The following is a 21,287-nucleotide window of genomic DNA, read 5'->3' on the forward strand; positions in this document are numbered from 1 at the left end:
CTCGAACTCATTACAGATTCTGATTACAGTAATTATCTCATTTTTTTAAAGCAGTACAAAACACTTTGAGAATTTCACAAGCGTTAGTTTTCAACTCATTCAGATTTTCAATTAGAAGTTTTATACGAGTTAAAGATTTTGTTTAAATGTACTAATCAAAAAAAGAGGTCTTCTGTGCAGAAGACCTCAGGAACTTTAGATTTTCATTAAAGAAAAATCATACTTTTCAGAAGGTAATCCCCAAAGAAAAATAATGCACTTCACTCAGCCTGCCAAAATCCTGATAAGCATAATCAAGTTTAACTTTAACAAGATCAACTATCCGATAGTTTACACCTATACCAGCAGTTAAACCTTTTTCAGAATCTTTTTCAAATAAAGAATTATATCCAACTCTTAAGAATACTGTTTCGTTCCATGCATATTCCAAACCTGAGTTAATATACTCAGTATGATCATTTGGATGAATTGCATCAACTGAGGTTGTTAATCTTGCTGATTGATCTTTAATAACATCAGCAGAAAGACCAAACCTGAACATAAGTGGTAAATCAAACTTATCCAATTCAAGATTAGCATTAATAAGATTTCCTCCGCCGGCACCAGCAGGAAAATTCTGTGTTACATCTCTGCCTTCCATCTGCATCTTTGTACCAAAATTTGAGATACTTGCAGCAATGCGTAATTCATTTAATACAGGAATTCTGTATAGTGTGCCAACATCAATGGCAAATCCGGTTGCACTCATATGCCAAATAGATTCGTTTATATACTTAGCATTAAATCCAATTGAAAAGTTTTCTGTAAGAAAACGCGAATAATTTAATCCAACTATTATTGCACCATAACCAAAATATTCACCTGTACCATCTGGCTTTTCAACAGTTCGTACTGGCATATCATCAACAGATAAAACTGAAACAAAAGCACCAACAGTTCCAAATCCGCTTAGATTACTTGCAATAGCGGCGTAATCATGTTTAATGTCTAAATATAAAGTAGAATGATTAAAGAACACTTCATTGGATTCAATACTTGCTGATCCGCTTGGATTCCAATAAAGTGAAGTAATATCATTAGCAACTGCAGTAAATGCCCCTCCCATTCCAATAGCGCGAGGACCAACATTTATTTTTAGAACCTGTGCAGCCGTAGTTCCAGTTTTAAGAGTTTGAGCATCTACTGAAAATAACAGAGCAGATGCAGATATTAAAAGAATAATATAGTTTATTGTTTTCATAATTTTTTTCTCCTGCTGCTCTTTTACTTTACTATTGCAAACTTGATCAGTTTTTCACCAACACCGGGTGCATCTATGTGAGCAATGTATAAACCATACGAAACACTAAAACCATCCCTGTTAAGAAGATTCCAGAATTCTCTTCCATTATCCATTCCGGATTGATGTTCGATAGTTGTAACTAACTCTCCGCTCAGAGTAAATATTCTTATAGTGCAATCCATCGGAAGATTCTCAAAGTATATTCTCCGTTCTCCGCGGTTTTGACCTGGCAGTTTGTTTGTCGGTTCAATATCATTCGTTCCTACATAAGGATTCGGAACTACATAAATGTTATCTAATTTAGAAACAGCTTCTTGATTATTTATAAATCCTGCTTCAGTATGTAAAGTGTACTCATCTTCATTTGTAAATGGTCTCTGAGTATAAATCAAAAGCGTATAACCAGTACCTGGTATTGAGGAATCTGTGGCTGTAACTTTTGTAAGTGTTACACCCCAGGTTAAAGTATCAGTAAGTGTACCTTGTGATTCAGGTGCAAAAAAGATAATCTCATCACCTCTGGTATAAGCTGAATCATTTTTCACTTTTTCATTCAGCAGTGTCATTATAGGTTTAGAAATACCGGTAGATATCTCTTCCACTTTGTAGTTTACGGGAATGTCTATCATCCGTCCGCTAATAACCTTTCTTGCAGTAGAAATATTCTGATCAGAAAAAGTGAGTATATAATCACCGGGATATTTTTTCTTTCTGTTACCTATTGAGGCAATATTAATTGTATATGGTATAGTGATAGATTCATTTGTCCATTTTGTTTTATCATTATCAATCGCCAATAAGGGATAATCCTGCATCTTAAGTTTAATACCATCAAATACGATATTATCATCTTCGTTATTAAAAAATTGGCTTTGATAAATCGAATAATTCTTATATGTAATGCTGTACTGACTGTTATCGGGCATAGAGCTGTTATTAGTTCTTTTAATACTACCCTTAGCATAATTGATTTCATAATCAATAACATTTTGATAAATAGTTCCATCCATTCCTTTTACAACAAGATTATTATCATCAATTATATACTGATATTTAAGATTAGTGTTTTTGCTACCATACAAATAAAAAGTTTCGGTGTTTATTCTGCTGCTAACAACATTATAATTTTTACCGGCAACTTTAGCAGAATCACCTAAATTTAATGAGTCCTGAAACGAAATAGTATAATCAGTAGTTATCATTTTCAGGTCATCAAGAATATCTAAACTTATTATTCCGTTTGAAAATCCTTTTGTATGAACAAGATTATTATTTGTGATTTCCGGGGCATTATAACCGCTTGCTCTTGGTCCTGGTATTACTGATACAGTATTATAATCAAAAATCAGATTACCGGTAATAGGATCCAAAGAAATCTTTTTGGTCGTTTCAGTTGGCGGTATTCCGATACTATCACTGCCATGATCGTAAGCCACTAAGCCATAATAATAAGTTTGCCCATTAATTACACCATTTGAATCAACATAAGTATGTCTTAATCCTGTATCATCACCTAAATAATAATGCACACCTCTGCCTTGAAACGGAACCGGGTGATAACCTTTTATATCATTTCTTAAATCAAATTTGGCATCAACACCATTAATACTTTTTAATGGCTCGTATAAAAAGCTGGAACCTCTTCCATCAGATATAGTTTGAATATCGCCAAAGTCAGGACGAGTACTTCGGTAAATTACGTAGCCTTCAAAATCTTTTCCGGTTATCGGGTCTATACTTTCTTCAGAGCCGGTGTCCCAATACAAAGTAACTTTTCTATCATCTGGTACAGCGGTTAATTTTGGCAATGATGGCGGTCGGAAGAAACGATAGTTTTTGTTATAGATATCTTGTACTGTTTCGGCTGTAGTTAAAAGGTCATTTAAGTCTTCACCAAAAAGAAACGCCATAGAGATTCTTTTCGATTCCCCTTTTTTAAGTGAAGTGTATCCTGAACCAAATGTAAAAACAATATCAGCATCATTAGTAATCTGATTAAAGCTTCCGGGGATATTTCTGTTCCATATTACATCATCATTACCCATTTTCAGGTCTGTATTCCATGTTGAACTTGCAAAGCTCGTTAATCCTATCTGATCAGATTCATCAAGATCTGTATATTCAAAATTAGGTTCACCTGGTGCTAATGGATCCGGTCTTCCATCAGGTAATCTTCTGCCGGCAGTCGGGATACCATCACCTTCGCCTTCATCTCCGGTATTGGGAATGCCATCAACACCAACATCATCTGTTTCAGGATTCCAGTCTCCATCATTATCAATTCCATCATCCTGTCTCTCGTCAGTCATTCCATCACCATCGTTGTCAATTCCATCCTCAGGGTTACCAGGACTTTCCAAAAACTTGCAGCCTAAATAATAAACAGGCAGTCCATTCAAACCTGTAGGAGTAGCCGGATTATCAAAAAAGTAAACCATACTTCTTGCATAGACCGGTATATGCTGGACATCAGAGCCGTAGGGTTTTATAAAAGCACCCCAGTCATCTTTGTTATCTGCCTGCCCGCCAATATCCGGATCACCATATATACCAAATAAAACAGAATCCAAATCCTTATCACTAACATTGGTAATTGTCCAGACAAAGAATAAGGCATTTGCAGCTAACGAATTACTCCATTGAAAAGCTCTTGCATCAACTGATACACCAAGCCCTCCTTTTGTAGGATCATTTAAAAACGGATGATATGTGTAGGCGAGAGTATCTCTTATAAACTCAAGATTATCTCTATCGTCCATTGCCCAATAAACTTCAAGATCAGCATTATTTTCACCAACTGTTAAATAGCCAGGCCAAACATATTCACCGAGTGCTTCATGATACCATTCTCTGGGCCAACTGTCAGGTTTTCCATCGTGATCTGAATCGAAAGCAGGATTTGAAGCCATAAACTCCTGTTCAGGATCGGCATAACCTGGCAATGGCTGAAATGTCCACTTAAATCCGGTAACAGGATCTTCATCTCTTAGCCCTGCATAACTATAATCATACATACCATCAGAAATAATTTTTAGCCGAACATTCGGATTCTGATCACTCGGAACCGAAGCCCCAACAAAAGGAGAGAATTGGAAAATGTAAGGAACATCTCTCCAAACCATATCAAGTTTTTCTCTCAGACCTTCACCGCCTAATCCGGCACCAATGCCGCCATAATTCCAGACCTGGCAAAGAACATTGTTCCCATTCATTATATAATACTTTCTATCTTCTTCGCCGGTTATTTTTCTTAGACTCCTGTTATCAGCATTTTTTGAAAGCTGTGATTCGTTAGTACGGCTTCGTGGATATTTTTCCATTAGTGTATTCAAATAATCTTTCACTGCCTGATGTTCAGCTTGTCTTTGCTCAGGTGTCTTTTGTGAAAAAGTTATTGTACTAAATAAGATGAACAAGAGAAATAATTTAATCATTTGATAGTAGCCTATATTTTTCAGCATTTTAGTCTCCATTAAAAAATTAGAATTCCAGCATCAATCCGAGCATAACTTCACGCGGAGCTGAATAAAACTGTGGTTGGTTAAAATATTCAGTAGCCGATGGAATAAGTGGATTTTTATCCGATAAATCATTTGCTGCGCGCGGTCCACCTTGATTCAGTTCCATTGTATAAGTAGATCTTCCTGTATCGTTGTACACAAAAAGCTCATTTCGGGTATCAAACAGATTATAGACTTTCAGAAATACAGTCAGTACAAAATCCGAAAGACTGATAGATTTTTCGATACGCAAATCAACATTTGTCTGAAGTGGTTTTCTTTCGCTATTTGCTTTTAAATAAATTTGTTTATCAAAAAGATATGGCGTATAAGGTAAACCGGTACTTAAATTTCCAACAATAGTAACAAACCAATCTTTTTCTGCACCAAATGAAATAACTCCGTTTAATGTATGCGCCTGATCCCAGTTTAATGGAACAGGGATTTTTTCACTTTGTCTTCCGGAAGAAAGATCAAGGAAAAATGCATCTGCACCGGTTTCATTACCTTCAGCCACCTGAAATGTATAGTCGAGCGATAATGCAAATAACTCGGTTGGAAGTTTTCTTTTGGTTAATGAAAATGTTATGCCTTTAATATTTCCATAATCTTTATTTACATATTTATAATAATAACTGCTAACGCTGGTTCTTATTTTTTGTAATGCAAGTAAATCACGAACATCTTTGTAGAATCCGGTAACATTAAATGCAACAGCATCTGATAATTGCTGCTGTAAGCCTATTTCATAGGTTATGGTCTTTTCTGGATTAAGATTTGCGTTTCCGTAAGTAGGATTTGCAACATTATCCTCAAATGTTGGATTTGTATATAAATAACTGTAAGGCGGCAATTGATAAAAATGACCATAAGAAAAATGTATTATTCCCTGATCTGTTATTGGAAATGAAATACCAAGTCTTGGACTAAAAGAACTTTTTGTCTCTGCCATTTCAAGATTTTTTGTAGGTGCATTAATATCAGGTGCATATTTAGACCTTGAATCAAAAAGATCATATCGGATACCTGCATTAATAATCATACTGGTAAATTCCATTTTATCTTGTACATAAGCCGAAAACTGTCTTGGTTCTTTAGAATACAAATCATGCACCGGGCTTTCAGAGCTTAAAATTGTCGGAGTTAAATATTGAGATGTATCCCGCTGTATGGTAAAATCCTCGAAGTCCATCAGATCATTTTTAAACTTAACACCAAATTTTAATTCGTGCTGATTATCTACCTGACTTGTCAGATCAAATTTTATTTCGGTTGTATGGGATCTCTGATAGTAGTGATCATTTAAAGTACCGCCGGGATAAAAAGTATATGGTGATGTTCTGTTAAGTTTAAATGTTGGCTGATATCTTGGATCAGCATGTAATTTTGATATATCCATTCCTGGTTTAAAAGTAACTTCATTGCCACCTTCATCCAATAATGGAAACAGATATCGTTTATAATCATAAATATTATGTGAACCTTGCAAGGAGTAAAAAGTACTACTGCTTAAGGCATGTCTGATTTCCAAAGAGTTCAACAAACTCCATTCATATCTATTGTAGCTGGCATCAGGATTATATTTAAAGTTATGGTTATAAGTCTTATAATTTGAATTTGAATAGACAACATCATAATTGATTTTGAAGGCAGAAAATGGTTTAATGGTTATTTTAGCTGTTCCCGAAAAATCTTCCGAAGGATTCATCGGAACAATACTGTTATCACCGGATGCAGCAACTCTTATATCTTCAATATTGTTTGGATTAACCCAGATTGAATCATATATAGTATGAACTCTTTTGCCGTACAGGTAACCTTTGCTTTCATTATATCTGCCGGAAAGAAAAAATGTAATAGCGTTGTTGAAAACAGGTATAGGCCCACCAATGGTGCCTTCTATTACGTGATTACTGAAAGGATTAAAATCCTTAATATTAAGAAAAGTCTCGCTGTTAAGACTATAATAATCACCAGTATAAAAGGAAATAGTACCTCTGTAGTTTGCTCCACCCTCTTTGGTAACTGTGTTTACAATTCCGCTAAGAGCATTGCCATACTCTGCATTAAAAGTACCACTGACTACAGATAACTCTTGAACAGCATTTGTCGAAATAGTTACAGTTCTGCTGAAATCAAATGGATTAACAGTAGAGACACCATTAACATTATAAGATACCTCAGATGATCTTCCGCCGCGAATGTGAATTTCGCCGCCTGCACCTTTTGTAATACCAGCCTGCAGTGTTAAAATCTGATCCAGGCTTTCAACAGGAAGTGTTTGAATCTGGCTTTCATCAACAACTGTTTTAGATGATGTTAAATCTTTTCTGATCATTGGATTATGTGCTTCAACAACAATTGTTTCCAGACTAATTGCTTCGCTCGAAAGTTGAATATCAATTCTTGTAGTATAATCTGAGGATACTTTAACATCCTTAACAATTTGCTTTTGATAACCCACTCCGGAAAATATCAGAGTATAGGTTCCTGGTTCGATATTGTTGATAATATAAGTACCATCAACACCCGTTGCTGCACCGGTTGTAGTTCCTTCAACAAGAACATTTATTCCAATAAGTTCTTCGCCGGTTTGTGCATCAGTAACTTTACCGGCAATTTTTCCGGTTATACCAGCAAAAGTATGCACAGAAAAGATTAGTAAAAGGATAAAAAATTTAAGTGAGTTAGAAAGTAAGATTTTTTTCATTATGACCTCTAATGGCGAAATTTATTTTTATTTTCCTTATTAAACTGCCGATTTGGTCAGCTAAACGCTAATTACTTAAAAAACAATAGACCTAAAAGTGATAAAAAAAGTCGAACAACCATTGCAACTTTCTACAAACCATTTTCATATTAACTGCAATTAAAAGCGAGCCGCAGACAAGAATATTTAAAAGACATAAAAAAATAGCTGTCAGAAAAAGTATAAATCAGAATTCTGATAAAAATATTTTTCTGACAGCCCATAAAACAAAACGACTTATTTAAGTAATTGCATTTTCTTTGATACTGTATTAGCTCCGGCAGTCATTTTATAGATATAATTACCGCTTGCCAGTTTTGAAGCATCAAATTTAATGTTATATGATCCAGCATTCATAAATTCATTATTAATCAGTACAGCAACTTCTTTTCCGAGAACATCATAGATTCTTAAATCAACATTTGCTGACTTAGTAATTCCAAATTTAATCTCAGTAGTCGGGTTAAATGGATTTGGGAAGTTCTGATCCAGATAAAACTGAGCAGGAACAACATCGTTTTCTTTTTCAACTGAAACAGGAGTGTGCTGCAAGTCTAAAATAATTAATGGCATAAAACTGTCAGTGGGATTGCCTCTTGAATAACCTTGAGTATAAAGAACTTCATCTTCGGGATCGCCATCAATATTAGCAACGCAAATTACATCCATATCACCATTATCATTCCAGTAAGCAGAATCGATAATTGACATTTCATAGCTTGCCGGATTTGTCTGATCACCACCCTGATATTCTAATCTGAATATAGGATTTTTTGCTGTATTACCTGCCATATATCTTGAACCAAATACTATATCTGGCAGTCCATCACCATCAAGATCACCAACTGCTGCACCGTTTAATCTAACAGCATAAGGTGCAAAATCAGCAATTTCGTAAGAAGTAAGAACATCAGAAGTATCTTCCTTCTCGACTAAATAGACTTTACTGCTTAACCAACTTCCGACAACAACACCTACACTTCCGCCGCCGAAATCAACTTTAACAGAACCTTTGAATGAACTGTTATTACCCATTACACCTGATTGTGTTGGTGATGAAACCCAACCGCCGTTTTCATAAGATATTATTGAAATTGGACCAGCACCTCCACTTAATGCTATCATATTGCCAACTACCACAAAGTCGTAACAAGAACCAATTGAACTTAAGTTCGGATCAGTTTCTCCGCTATACTCAACAGTCCAGGTTTCCAATCCGCCGCCATTATCGGGAATATCATCAACAGATAATACACCAACGTGCCAGGTTCCGGCTCTGTCACAAAATATAAGTTCATCTTGCCCATCACCGTCAGGATCAGCAATTTCAAATTTAACTGGTCTTAAATTGAAATTATTTGCAGTTACTATTGATGTAGATGCATTCGGCAGCCAGGATCCAAATCCATCATCAACTCCCATATTATCACTTCCATCTCCAACATATTCGTAAACTAATACTCTAGCAGGATTAGGATCTGTATCTATAAAATTAACTGGTCCCCAATATATTTCCGGCTTTCCATCTTTATCTAAATCACCCCAAGTAAGTGCAGGCCAGGTATTTTGTTTAGGAACTGGTGCAGTTGCTCCCCATACAGAATCCCAAGTAGCTGTATTAGGATTCCATTCGAATTTATAAATTCTTGGAATAACTTCGTAATCGCGGTCTACAAAATTTGTGTTACAAGCATAAATCTCAGGCAAACCATCTCCATCAAAATCTACACCTGCAATAACATTACCAAATCCAGCTTCAATTTGTGATGGAGGACTGATCTCTGCAGTACGAGGAAATGTTTGTGCAATCAACAGAGAAGGAATCAGTATAGAAAGAAAAAACAACGTTAGAAATATTTTTTTCATATAAGCTCCTGCGTGTTAGTTAAATCATTAGTTAGTTAATTAAATTTTCTATTTTATGTAAAAATACATTTACTTACTTTATAAAAAAATAAATTATTTGAGCAATTGCATCTTTTTAGAGATTTGTACTGAACCGGCTGTTAAACTATAAACATAATTACCGCTTGCCAGTTTTGAAGCATCAAATTTTACATTGTATGATCCTGCGCTCATATATTCATTATTGATAAGAACGGCTACTTCTTTCCCTAGTACATCATAGATTCTTAAATCAACATTTGCTGACTTAGTAATTCCAAATTTAATCTCAGTAGTCGGGTTAAATGGATTTGGGAAGTTCTGATCCAGATAAAACTGAGCAGGAACAATATCGCTTTCTTTTTCAACTGAAACTGGAGTGACATTTGCATCAAGTACAATTATCGGCATAGGATCATCATTAGGATTACCTAAAGAATAACCCTGAGTATAAAGTACTTCATCTTCTGCATCTCCATCTAAATTGCCAGTAGCAACAACTAACATATCTCCGTTATTATCCCAATAAGCAGAATCAATTATTGAAGCAATATAATTTGCCGGATTAGTTTTGTCACCGCCCTGATACTCAACTCTAAGGATAGGCACTTTTGCTGTATTACTTGCATTGTATCTTGAACCAAAGATCAGGTCTGGTTTTCCATTATTATCAATATCACCAACTGCAGCACCTCTTATGTAATTGCAGTAAGGCGCAAAATCAGCTATTTCATAAGAAACCAGAGTATCAGCATCATTTGGATTATCTAACAGATAAACTTTACCGCTAAACCAGCCACCCATAAAAATACTTTTGTTTCCATCATTATTCAAATCAACTACAAGCGAACCTCTGAAAGAAGCATCTTCATTTGCAACATTAAACTGAGGCGGAAAAGTAACCCAACCACCATTTTCATATTTTACCAGAGATATGGTTCCATTTGAATTGAATAACCAAATACGGCTATCAACAACTGCAAAATCCCATTTAGCACCAGTGCCGGCTAAATTTGCATCACCTTCTCCGGAAAACTTCAAAGTCCAGTTTTCCAAACCGCCGCCATTATCAGGAATATCATCAACTGATACAACACCCATGTGAAAATTATTTGCAGCAGATTGATTTGAGAAAATTATTTCCTCATTGCCATCGCCATCAATATCAGTTAGAACAAATTTTATCGGTGCCACACTAAACATATCAGTATTGATAATAGTTGTTTGTGCATTGGGCAGCCATCCGCCAAATCCATCATCAACACCCATATTATCACTTCCATCACCTGGATACTCATATACTACTATTCTATATGGATTTGGATTTATACTTCCATCTAAAAAGTTTGATGGACCCCAGTATATTTCTGGTTTACCATCTTTATCTAAATCACCCCAGGCAAGAGCAGGATAAGTATTTTGTTGAACAATATCAGGTTGTGCACCCCATACTGAATCCCAGGTAGCAGTTGAAGGGTTCCATTCGAATTTGTAAATCCTGGGAATAAGTTCATAATTTCTATCTACAAAATTAGTATTGACAGTATAAATTTCAGGTAATCCATCGCCATCGAAATCTACACCAGCAATGATTCCACCAAATGCCAGTTCAAGTCCTGCAGGATCTTTTATTTCAAAAGCCCGAGGGATTATTTGAGGATAAATGGAAGTAATAAACAGGAAAAGAAAAAAAACAACAAAGTAAGTTTGACGGTTCATTTAACACCTCCTATAAGGTTCGTTGGGAAATAACAACTAAATAAAACAGAAATATTTTATTGTTTTCTGATTTCAAATTAAATAAATGAGTAGTTTTTTGCAATTAAATAATCGGGCATTAACTCAATTCATCAGCTGTTAATTCCGATTGCTCTTCTTACAAATCCGTCTGCAAGTTTTAATTTTTCTTTTGCTTCTTTAAAATCAACTTTAGCAAGAATCATAACTAAAGCAGTTTTTACATGTCCTTTTGCATTTTCAAGTGCAGCAGATGCATCATCATAATTTAATCCTGTAATAGTCATAACAATTTTTTTGGATCTTTCGACAAGTTTTTTATTATTCATTTGCAGATCAATCATCATATTTTCATAAACCTTACCAAGTCTTATCATTGATGCAGTTGTCAGCATATTCAGAACCAGCTTTTGAGCTGTTCCGCTTTTCATTCTTGTTGAACCCATAACTACTTCCGGTCCTACGTTTGGGCAGATTGCCACATCAACTTCAGCAATGTCAAAATCCTTACGTGGATTAGTAGTAATGTAAAGGGTTTTAGCTCCAAGTTGTTTTGCTTTTTTAACTGCGCCAACAACATAAGGTGTTCTTCTGCTTGCAGCAATTCCACAAACAACATCTTTGGAATTAACTTTTGCCGCAGCAACTTCTTTAGCGCCGTTTTCTTCTTTGTCTTCAGCACCTTCCTGAGCGCGAAACATAGCCGCTTTTCCACCAGCGATAAATCCCTCTATCATTCCATAAGGTGTACCGAATGTTGGAGGACATTCTGAAGCATCTACAACACCAAGTCTTCCGCTTGTTCCGGCACCAAAGTAAAGCAATCTTCCCCCGCTTTTTAATGCTTTCACAATAATTTCCACAGCTTGTTCAATATATGGAAGTTCTTGTTCTACAGCATAAGGCACAAGTTTATCTTCTTCATTAATAATCTTAAGGATTTCTGATGTTGAGCTTAAATCAATTTTTAATGAACGTGTATTTCTTTGTTCGGTAGTAAGTTTATTGATTTCTTCAAACAAAGATTTTGAATCGGTTAGTTTATTCATCATTAAATTAAATCTCAGAAAATGATGTTTTAATTTATAAAACTTTAGCTAAATAATTAACATCTGATAAAAATATGAATATCTTTTATGGAAGTGCTGAGGTTCTTATATTTAGATGAACAAATTTAATTTTTACTTACTAATACATATATAAATGATATGACATCCAAAGTTGAACAATACTACCTTGAACTATCCCAGAAAAAGTTAATTTATAAACCAACTGAAAAAACTCCGGTTATACAGGTATCAAATTTTCCGGAGCTTGGCAAAATGACTGCTCTTAGATTTATTGAATGGGTTCAACAAAATCCTAACGGTGTTGTATCACTGCCAACCGGAAAAACACCTGAACATTTTATAAAATGGGTTGCTTACTTCCTAAAGAATTGGGATAAAGATGATGTAAGAGAAATATTGAAAAAAATAGATCTTGATCAAAGCAATAAACCTGATATGAAAGGTATTCAGTTTATTCAAATTGATGAATTTTATCCGATTGATTCTCATCAGCATAACAGTTTTTATTATTACATACAAAAATATTACTTCAGTAATTGGGGATTGGATGTTAACAAAGCACTGCTGATGAACATTAATGAAATTCCTACTGCTAATAATCTTCATTTATCAGAGATATTTCCTGATGAGACTATAGACCTTTCATTAAGAACAAGATGGGCGTCAACTACCTTAGAGAGATATCAGAAACAGACAATAGAATTAGTGGATCAGTTCTGCACAGATTATGAAAAGAAAATAAGAGAAAAAGGAGGAATTGGATTTTTCCTAGGTGGTATAGGACCGGATGGACATATTGGCTTTAATGTTATGGGCAGCGATCATTATTCGACTACAAGGTTAATTCAGACAAATTATGAAACTCAGGCTGCAGCTGCAACAGATCTGGGTGGAGTTGAAGTTGCAAAGAAAAGACTAGTTATTACAATCGGACTTGATACAATAACCTACAATACTGATGCAACTGCTATTATAATTGCTGCTGGTGAAGCCAAAGGAAATATAGTACGTGATTCTATTCAGAGCTCTATTTCCAACAAATATCCTGCTACTGTTTTGCAGCGCTTGCCAAATGCGAGATTTTACTTAACAAACGGTGCAGCCTTCAGATTAGTTGAAAGACGTTATCAGGATGTTTCAGAAGAATCAGAGATATCTCATACATCTGCAGAGAGAGCAATTATTAACTTATGTCTGGAAAGAAATAAATCATTGCTTGATCTTACTACTGAAGATTACAATTCTAATAAACTCACTAAATTAATTCTTGATAGAACAAATAAATCACCAAAACAATTCGGCAAAGAGATTCACGATTCGATCATACAAAGATTCGAAAGAGGAATGCAGCCTGTTTCTAATCAGGTAATTCTGCACACAGGTCCGCATCACGATGATATTCCGCTTGGGTATTTACCATACATAACACATCTTGTAAGAGATGCAAGCAACAGCCATCACTTTGTTACTATGACAAGCGGATTTACTGCTGTAACAAATTCTTATATGCTTGGATTGCTTGAGGATCTAAAATATTATTTAAGCCAGACTGATTTTACTTCAAGATTTACTCAACGCTATTTTGATCCTGAATTTAAAGAAGGAAAAAACCGTGATATCCACCTTTATCTTGATGGGTTAGCTGCACACAGCAAAACAATCAGGAAGGAAGCTGTTTCAAGAAGATTACTGAGAAATATGATTGAGATATACGAAGAAGATAATATATCTTATCTGGAAGACAGAGTTGATGAACTTATAAATTATTTTAAAACACAATATCCGGGTAAAAAGGATATACCTCATGTTCAGAAATTAAAAGGAATGATGCGCGAATGGGAAGAAGAGCTTGTCTGGGCTTTCTTCGGTTTCAATACAAGCGCAGTTTCACATATGCGTTTAGGATTTTATCAGGGAGATATCTTTACTGAAAATCCTGAAATGGATAGAGATGTTATTCCGATTTTGAACTTACTTAAAAAAATCAAACCTACTATTGTATCAGTTGCATTAGACCCTGAAGGCAGCGGACCTGATACCCATTACAAAGTATTACAGGCAACTGCTGAAGCACTTAAACTTTATGAAAAAGAAACCGGAATAAAGGAAGTGAAAGTTTGGGGCTACAGAAATGTTTGGTACAGATTCCATCCTGCCGAAGCAAATATTTTTATACCAGTAAGCCTTAACTCGATGGCAATAATGGAAAATACTTTTCTGAACAGTTATGGCTCTCAGCGTTCTGCAAGTTTTCCAAGCTGGGAGTATGATGGTCCGTTTTCAAGATTGGCTCAGAGAATTCAGGTTGAACAATATCAAACGATAAGATTATGTTTAGGTAAGGATTATTTCTTAAAACATCCTCATCCAAGAGTGCAGGCTGCTTATGGAATGGTATATCTAAAAGAGTTATCACTTGAAGAGTTTTACACTCATTCAGCTGAACTGAGAAAATTAACTGAAAATTATTAGTCAGGATTTAAATGAAACAGAACAGAAAAGATTTTTTAAAAACAAGCGGACTTATAGTTGCAGCCTCTGCTGCGGCTTCAATTCCCACCGCCTCATTTGCGAAAAACATAATTAAAAACAAAGGCTCTAAAATGAAGTTAAGATTTAAACCATATACACTTGAGCTAAAGCATGTTTTTACAGTTGCTGTTTATTCCAGAACTACAACTCCGGTTATGCTTACTGAAATTGAATATGATGGAATAATAGGATACGGTGAAGCTTCAATGCCGCAATATCTCGGTGAGTCACAGGAAACTGCAGCAGCTTTTTTATCAAAAGTTAATCTTGAACAGTTTGATGACCCGTTTCAGATGGAAGATATTCTTACTTATGTTGATTCCATTGATAAGAAAAATACTGCTGCTAAAGCTTCAATTGATATTGCTTTGCATGATCTTGTGGGAAAATTATTAAATCAGCCCTGGTATAAAATATGGGGATACGATAAATCAAAAACTCCGGATACAACTTTTACAATCGGTATTGATACAGCCGAGGTAGTTAAACAGAAGGTTAAAGAGGCCTCTGAGTTTAAGTTATTGAAAGTTAAACTGGGCAAGGATAACGATAAAGAAATGATTAATACCATAAGATCTGTTACCGATGTTCCGTTAACTGCAGATGCTAATCAGGGCTGGACTGACAAGTATCAGGCGCTTGATATGATTAATTGGCTTAATGATAAAAATGTTCTGTATGTAGAGCAGCCTCTTCCGAAGGATATGATTGATGAAAATGCATGGATAACTGAAAACTCACCAATACCTATTCTTGGTGATGAAGCTATACAGCGAATTGGTGATTTGATTAAGATGAAAGACGTTTATGCTGGTGTGGTAATAAAACTGATGAAGTGCACCGGAATGCGGGAAGCAAATAAAATGATTGCTATGGCAAGAGCATTAAACAAGAAAATAATGCTCGGTTGTATGACTGAAACAAGCTGTGCTATTTCTGCTGCTTCACAACTTTCTCCAATGGTTGACTGGGCTGATCTTGATGGTGCTTTACTTATTAAGAATGATCCATTTGAGGGAATGAAAGTTATTGATGGCAGAGTAACTCTGAATGATTATCCCGGTATTGGATTAAAGAATTAAGCTGAACTAATATTATACTTAAAGCAAAAATAACAATGATTTTTAGAGCGTTAAATCATTGTACATTTAAATAATTTAAAACAGCTTTCATTATTGTATTTCTGTTTTTTTCACCCAGAATAGTTTCAAACGGGAAACCAAATGTAATTACAGAATATTCTCCTTTGAATCCAATAACAGAACTAAAATAATTTTCTGAATATCTCATAAGCACTTCACTTCCGTTTAACTCTCCAAGCTCATCCGGTGCTTCCACTTTATAAATTGAATCATTTAATGCTGTGTTAAATTCCAAAGATTGATTTTTTGTTAAAAAGTTTTCGTTAACTGAAATTACTTTTCCGGTTTTTACTGCCCAGCCGGTTTTTAATTTTAATTTAAGAACTTCGTTTGCAAATTTAATTCCGGTGCTGTCTTTGTCTGAGTACAAATCAGTGCCGATATAAGATCCGCTTATAAATAATTTTCCGCCGTTTGTTAAATATGATTTAACTTTTTCTTTAAGTAAATCAGGAAAGACTTCAAATCTTATTTGTTCTTTGTATTTAGGAGCCTGGGTTTTTTTCTGTTCTCCAAATAAAATATCTGTCATTTTGTAATTTGTTAAATCAACTTCACCGCTCATTACTGATTCATCACTGGCAGAACAAAAACTAAATCCGTTTTCTTTTAATGCCTTGCCATGAGTATAAACAAAATCAAATGTGTTTCCGGCAATAACTTTTCCTTCATTGTAGGAATGACTTGCACCGTGTCCAGGATTATCATCTGTAATCCATTTTGAAGCAGGATTAAAGTTAAATTGTGTTCCGGTAAAAGATAAATCATATTTATCCGGAACTCCTTCATCAATAAAATTAGTAAAACCGGAAAAATCAGGTGAATCAAAACTTGCTGGTGCTGAAACACGATCAAAGCCATTTACAATTAGTACCGGATTTGGTGATTTCTTATTAAAGCAAACAGACAGCACTTCTGACGGAAAACTTTCACCACCGTTATTTACAGCCGTAACTTTGAAACTATAAATATTATCTTCTTTCAGATCAGATAATTTTATTTTATTGGATTCAACTATTCTTCCGTTATCAAATCCTTTATTGTTTATTCGTGTGTATAATATAAATTTATCTGCAGTTGCAGTTGGTTCATTCTTATCAATCTGAGCTTTCCAGTTTAGTTCAACTTCTCCTTTATTATTGAGAATTGCTGAAAAGTTTTGCGGAGGTAAAGGTTGAACAACATAATCAAATCCGTTTTGTACAGATAAGAATTTTAACATACCAATATAAATCGATCGTGCAACATCAAATCTGAAAATAGGATCCAATGAAAACTTCATATCATAAAAATTCTGATGTGATAATAACTCTAAAAGCATGGATGGAATATTTGGTCTTGCCGCTTCACTGTACATTGAATTCATAAGCTGTCTTCTTGTCCAGGCAGAATCATAATTTTTCCGTATGTCATTCACAATCTGAGTCTGCACAATATCTGAGAGGTCTCTGTTTGCAAGTCTTGAAACACCATCAGGAAAAACATTCTGAGAATCCAAACCAGGAATGCTGTAAATCATTAATGTTCCGATTGCAGTATCATTTCTGGTAATTCCGGCATCAGTATGGAATGCCAGAGAAAGGTCAATGGGAACTCCTAATCCTTTTTCATCACGTTTTTTGTTAGGACCAAAAGGAGCACCGTATAAATAATTTCCGTATTCAGCACGAGATTGATAATCATCATTATAATCGTTGCTGTTTTTATTCAGATTGTATGTTAGTGTATCCGGCATACCGGCAAATTGCAGCCAATATCTTGAACCTTCTGCAAATTTTGGTTTACCGCTTGTGGTTCCTTCACGTTCAACAATACCCACACCGCCGCCAAATCTAACAGCATCAGCAGAAACAATTCTATCAATATCTTTACTTTGATTTGTTAAAATCACACCCTGATTTTTACTCCTGCCCTTTTCAAATTTAAATGTTCCAAGATAAATCCAGGTTTTCCCTCCGATAGTTTGATTGATCCGAAAATCTGTTTCGCCTCCGGAATGTTTCACTTTGTATTGTGCATCTGTAACATTTTTATCCGATGCTATATAAGAAATGTAAACTGCATAATAACCTGTCTTTGGAATTTCAGGAATCCAGCTAACCGATGAAAAGGGATTTATCATTGAATTGATATATCTGGCAGTTCCGTTATTAAACGGATTTTCACCTTCTTTAATTGTTGGATTTTTTAAAGTGAATCCTTTTTCTGATGAAGTCTTCCAGACAATTTTATCGGAAACTGAAGTTTCTATGTATGATTCTTTGCCCGGATTATCATTATCAACAATAACTTCATTGATTTGAAAATCACGTTCTCTTGGAACAAACACATTAGCTCCTGCATTTTCCAGCATCGGTATAAGATAAGGAATTGTAAAACTTAATGGACCGAGGTCTTCAATTGTCTGAAATAACCGCGCACGCTGCCACATCCATCGCTTTTCATTGTTATTGTAATACCAGCCATGGCTATGCCATAATAAAATATTTTTATTATTCAATCCTTTAATAATCTTAAAAGGTTTGCTGATATTTTGTACAACAGGTATTCTATCTTTGACTGATTTTGTAATTCTTGCTTTATCAATTTTGTTTTTATCAGTTCTGTAAAAATTGGGAATAAGCTCTTCAATATTATAGCCCATAGATGTTACAACTATATTATAATCGCTTAAACTTTCAGTAAAATAATTTTTTATAGTGCTTTTTAACCGGGCTGCAAATTCTTCTCTTATAGGTAATGAAGCAAGTTCTTTACTAAACTGAACAGTAATGGTTCTATTTACACTATCAAACAGAACATTGTTTAACTTAACATATTTTGAAAGATTGAATTCCTGTTTGACCACATCGAACTGTGAAATAAAATTTGAGTTACAATAATCAAACTCTGATTGTAAAGTAATTACTTCTGATGTGCTGCAGGAATTGATAATATAAAATGTAAGGAACAGAAAAAAGATTTTGATTTTTTGCATGTTGATCCAGAGAATTTAAAAGCCCGGCACTACCGGGCTTAAATTTTATTTTATTAGCAGCATTTTCTTCGATGCGGATAGTTCGTTTACTTTAAGTCTGTACAGATATATTCCGCTTGGTAATGCAGATGCATCGAAGTTAAATGAATAATTACCTGAGGTTAAATAATCATTTACTAAAACAGCAACTTCCTGTCCTAATAAATTATAAATCTTAAGTGAAGTAAAGCCAGATTGAGGAATACTAAACTCAATATTGGTTAACGGATTAAAAGGATTTGGATAATTTTGTTCAAGTGAAAATTTCTCAGGAATATAATCCTGCTCTTCTAAACCTGAAGGATTAAATGTTTTAAATCTCCAGATATTGGAATATAAACCTGTTCCGTATTGATTCTCTGCTCTTACTTTCCAGAAATACAAAGTATTTTGATTGAGGTTATTAATTGCAAGAGAAGTATCTGTAATTCCTGATTGATCAACTATGATAGAATTCTGTGAAAAGTCTAATGACCTGGCTAAAAGTAATCTGTAAGATTGAGCGCCGGGAGTTTCAAGCCAATACAAAACTGTATCTACTGGTACATTAACAGTATTATTAAGAGGAGCAGCAAGTATAGTTTTTGACGGAAATCCGGTTGTAAAATTAAACGATGCAGAATAATTACTTGCACCGCCGGCATTAACTGAATACACCCTCCAATAATATTTTGTCTGACCATCAATACCGGTTACTACTTTGAAAGTATCGGTTATTCCACTTACATCTAAAAACATTAAAGAATCAAAAGAAGCTGATCTTGATATCTGCAACCTGTATGATGAAGCAAGATTTGGATAATTCCATCTTAATGTAACAGTATCTTCAACATTTACAGCACCATTTATCGGAAATGCAAGAATTGGAACCGGAGGAGGATTGACTTGCAAAATGTTGCTCATCGTGCTCTCGTTATAATTTCTGTCAAGAGAAGTAACAACAAAATAATAAGGTCCGTTTGGTGATGGCGGTTCACCGGGGATATTTTCTCTGTAGCCTGCTACATCAAGAATGTTTGCTGAGTTCTCCAAATCTGATGGCTGAATATTAGAGTTGTTAAATCTGTAAACAACATATCTGCTTGCAGTATCACCGTCAATTGCAACAGGTGGAAGGTCCCATTTTAATCCTGCCTGTCCACTTGCTAATCTTTCAAATTTAAGATTCTGTGGTGGATTTGGATTAATTACATCTTTCCAATTCATAACCGGTAAGATTGCTTTATATCTGTAAAGATCATTGCGTAAAGAATCTGTTACACCTTTTGGATTTTCCTTAAAATTTTTCGCTCTAAAAAATACTCCGCCCTGAACTTTCGGATTACTTCTATCAAGTCTTATCTGCCTCGGCATTTCACTTGGATTAGTCCAATTAGGAATTCTGTAATAGGCATGCCCAGGATAAAAATGTCTGCCATTTGCATAAACAGAATCAGCCCACCATGGTTGAAGTTTACCGTAATCTTGTCCACCGCCAAATGGCCAATAAAGCTGAGGAGTAAGATAATCAATCGAGCGATTATGAAGCCAGGCAATCGCATCACAATAAATGGAACTATATGCATCCAATCCTGTGATACCAGGAGGAACACCGTTTTTCCAGATACCAAAAGGACTCATTCCAAATTTTACCCACGGTTTTACAGATTGAATTGTGTCATTTACCTGTGCAATTAATAAATTAACATTATCTCTGCGCCAATCGGCAATATTTGTAAAACCACGCGGATACAAAGCAAATGTTTGTGCGTCCTGGTTTGTAATCTGATCAGGCGGATAAGGATAAAAATAATCGTCAGCATGAATTCCATCTACATCATAACGGCTTACAACATCATAAACAACTGAAGTTACATAATCTCTAACCATAGGTAAGCCTGGATCAAGAAATTTGAAATTTGATATCTGTATGATCCAGTCTGGATGCTGATGTGTTACATGGTTTGGTGCAGTAGTATAATTTCCAACTGCTCTTTCAACCCGGTATGGATTAAACCAGGCATGTAACTCCATCCCGCGTTTATGTGCTTGCTCAATTGCAAATTCAAGAGGATCATAATAAGGATAAGGAGCCGTACCTTGAGAGCCGGTTAACCAATAAGACCATGGATCAAATGATGAACTGTACATAGCATCACATTCTGATCTTATCTGGAAAACAACTGTATTAATTCCATCCTGATCAAGTTCATCAAGTAAATCTATCAACTCCTGTTTCTGCTGTGCAGTAGAGGAAGTATTTGAATTTGGCCAATCAAGGTTAGTTACAGTGGCTATCCACGCTGCCCTCATTTCTCGTTTAGGCGGAATTGATTGACTGTAAATTGATGTAACAATAAATAATGATAAAATAATGGTAAGCTTTTTCATGGCGT

General features: G+C 35.0%; 10 protein-coding genes. 2 read left to right on the forward strand and 8 right to left on the reverse strand.

The window, feature by feature from the left end:
- Positions 1–226: 226 nt before the first annotated feature.
- The 6 genes from ROY99_13090 to murQ all read right to left on the reverse strand — a co-directional run bounded on the left by ROY99_13090 (position 227) and on the right by murQ (position 12,204).
- A complete protein-coding gene (locus ROY99_13090) occupies positions 227–1,240 on the reverse strand; it encodes a PorV/PorQ family protein (protein MDT3697312.1) in 1,014 nt (337 codons plus the stop codon).
- Between the two features lie 23 nt (positions 1,241–1,263).
- Complete coding sequence (locus tag ROY99_13095; protein ID MDT3697313.1) at positions 1,264–4,743, reverse strand: hypothetical protein; 3,480 nt, start codon at positions 4,741–4,743, stop codon at positions 1,264–1,266.
- Positions 4,744–4,762: 19 nt separating this feature from the next.
- A complete protein-coding gene (locus ROY99_13100; protein MDT3697314.1) occupies positions 4,763–7,492 on the reverse strand; it encodes a TonB-dependent receptor in 2,730 nt (909 codons plus the stop codon).
- Positions 7,493–7,768: 276 nt separating this feature from the next.
- Complete coding sequence (locus ROY99_13105; protein ID MDT3697315.1) at positions 7,769–9,397, reverse strand: T9SS type A sorting domain-containing protein; 1,629 nt, start codon at positions 9,395–9,397, stop codon at positions 7,769–7,771.
- 93 nt (positions 9,398–9,490) lie between these two features.
- Positions 9,491–11,134, reverse strand: coding sequence for an FG-GAP-like repeat-containing protein (locus tag ROY99_13110; GenBank protein ID MDT3697316.1), 1,644 nt, complete (start codon positions 11,132–11,134; stop codon positions 9,491–9,493).
- Between the two features lie 131 nt (positions 11,135–11,265).
- Positions 11,266–12,204 carry an N-acetylmuramic acid 6-phosphate etherase gene (gene murQ / locus ROY99_13115; protein ID MDT3697317.1) on the reverse strand — a complete coding sequence of 313 codons (939 nt, stop codon included), beginning with the start codon at positions 12,202–12,204 and terminating at the stop codon, positions 11,266–11,268.
- A gap of 156 nt (positions 12,205–12,360) precedes the next feature.
- On the opposite strand from murQ, the gene ROY99_13120 reads away from it, so the two are divergent.
- Positions 12,361–14,694, forward strand: coding sequence for a glucosamine-6-phosphate deaminase (locus tag ROY99_13120; protein MDT3697318.1), 2,334 nt, complete (start codon positions 12,361–12,363; stop codon positions 14,692–14,694).
- Positions 14,695–14,705: 11 nt separating this feature from the next.
- On the forward strand, positions 14,706–15,836 hold the full coding sequence (locus ROY99_13125; GenBank protein MDT3697319.1) for a dipeptide epimerase: 1,131 nt from the start codon (positions 14,706–14,708) through the stop codon (positions 15,834–15,836).
- A gap of 55 nt (positions 15,837–15,891) precedes the next feature.
- Here the strand turns inward: ROY99_13125 and ROY99_13130 are convergent, their stop codons facing one another.
- On the reverse strand, positions 15,892–18,873 hold the full coding sequence (locus ROY99_13130; GenBank protein ID MDT3697320.1) for a fibronectin type III domain-containing protein: 2,982 nt from the start codon (positions 18,871–18,873) through the stop codon (positions 15,892–15,894).
- Positions 18,874–18,918: 45 nt separating this feature from the next.
- On the reverse strand, positions 18,919–21,282 hold the full coding sequence (locus ROY99_13135) for a family 10 glycosylhydrolase (protein ID MDT3697321.1): 2,364 nt from the start codon (positions 21,280–21,282) through the stop codon (positions 18,919–18,921).
- Positions 21,283–21,287 lie beyond the last annotated feature (5 nt).

The sequence above is a fragment of the Ignavibacterium sp. genome, assembly GCA_032027145.1.
GTDB lineage: Bacteria > Bacteroidota > Ignavibacteria > Ignavibacteriales > Ignavibacteriaceae > IGN3.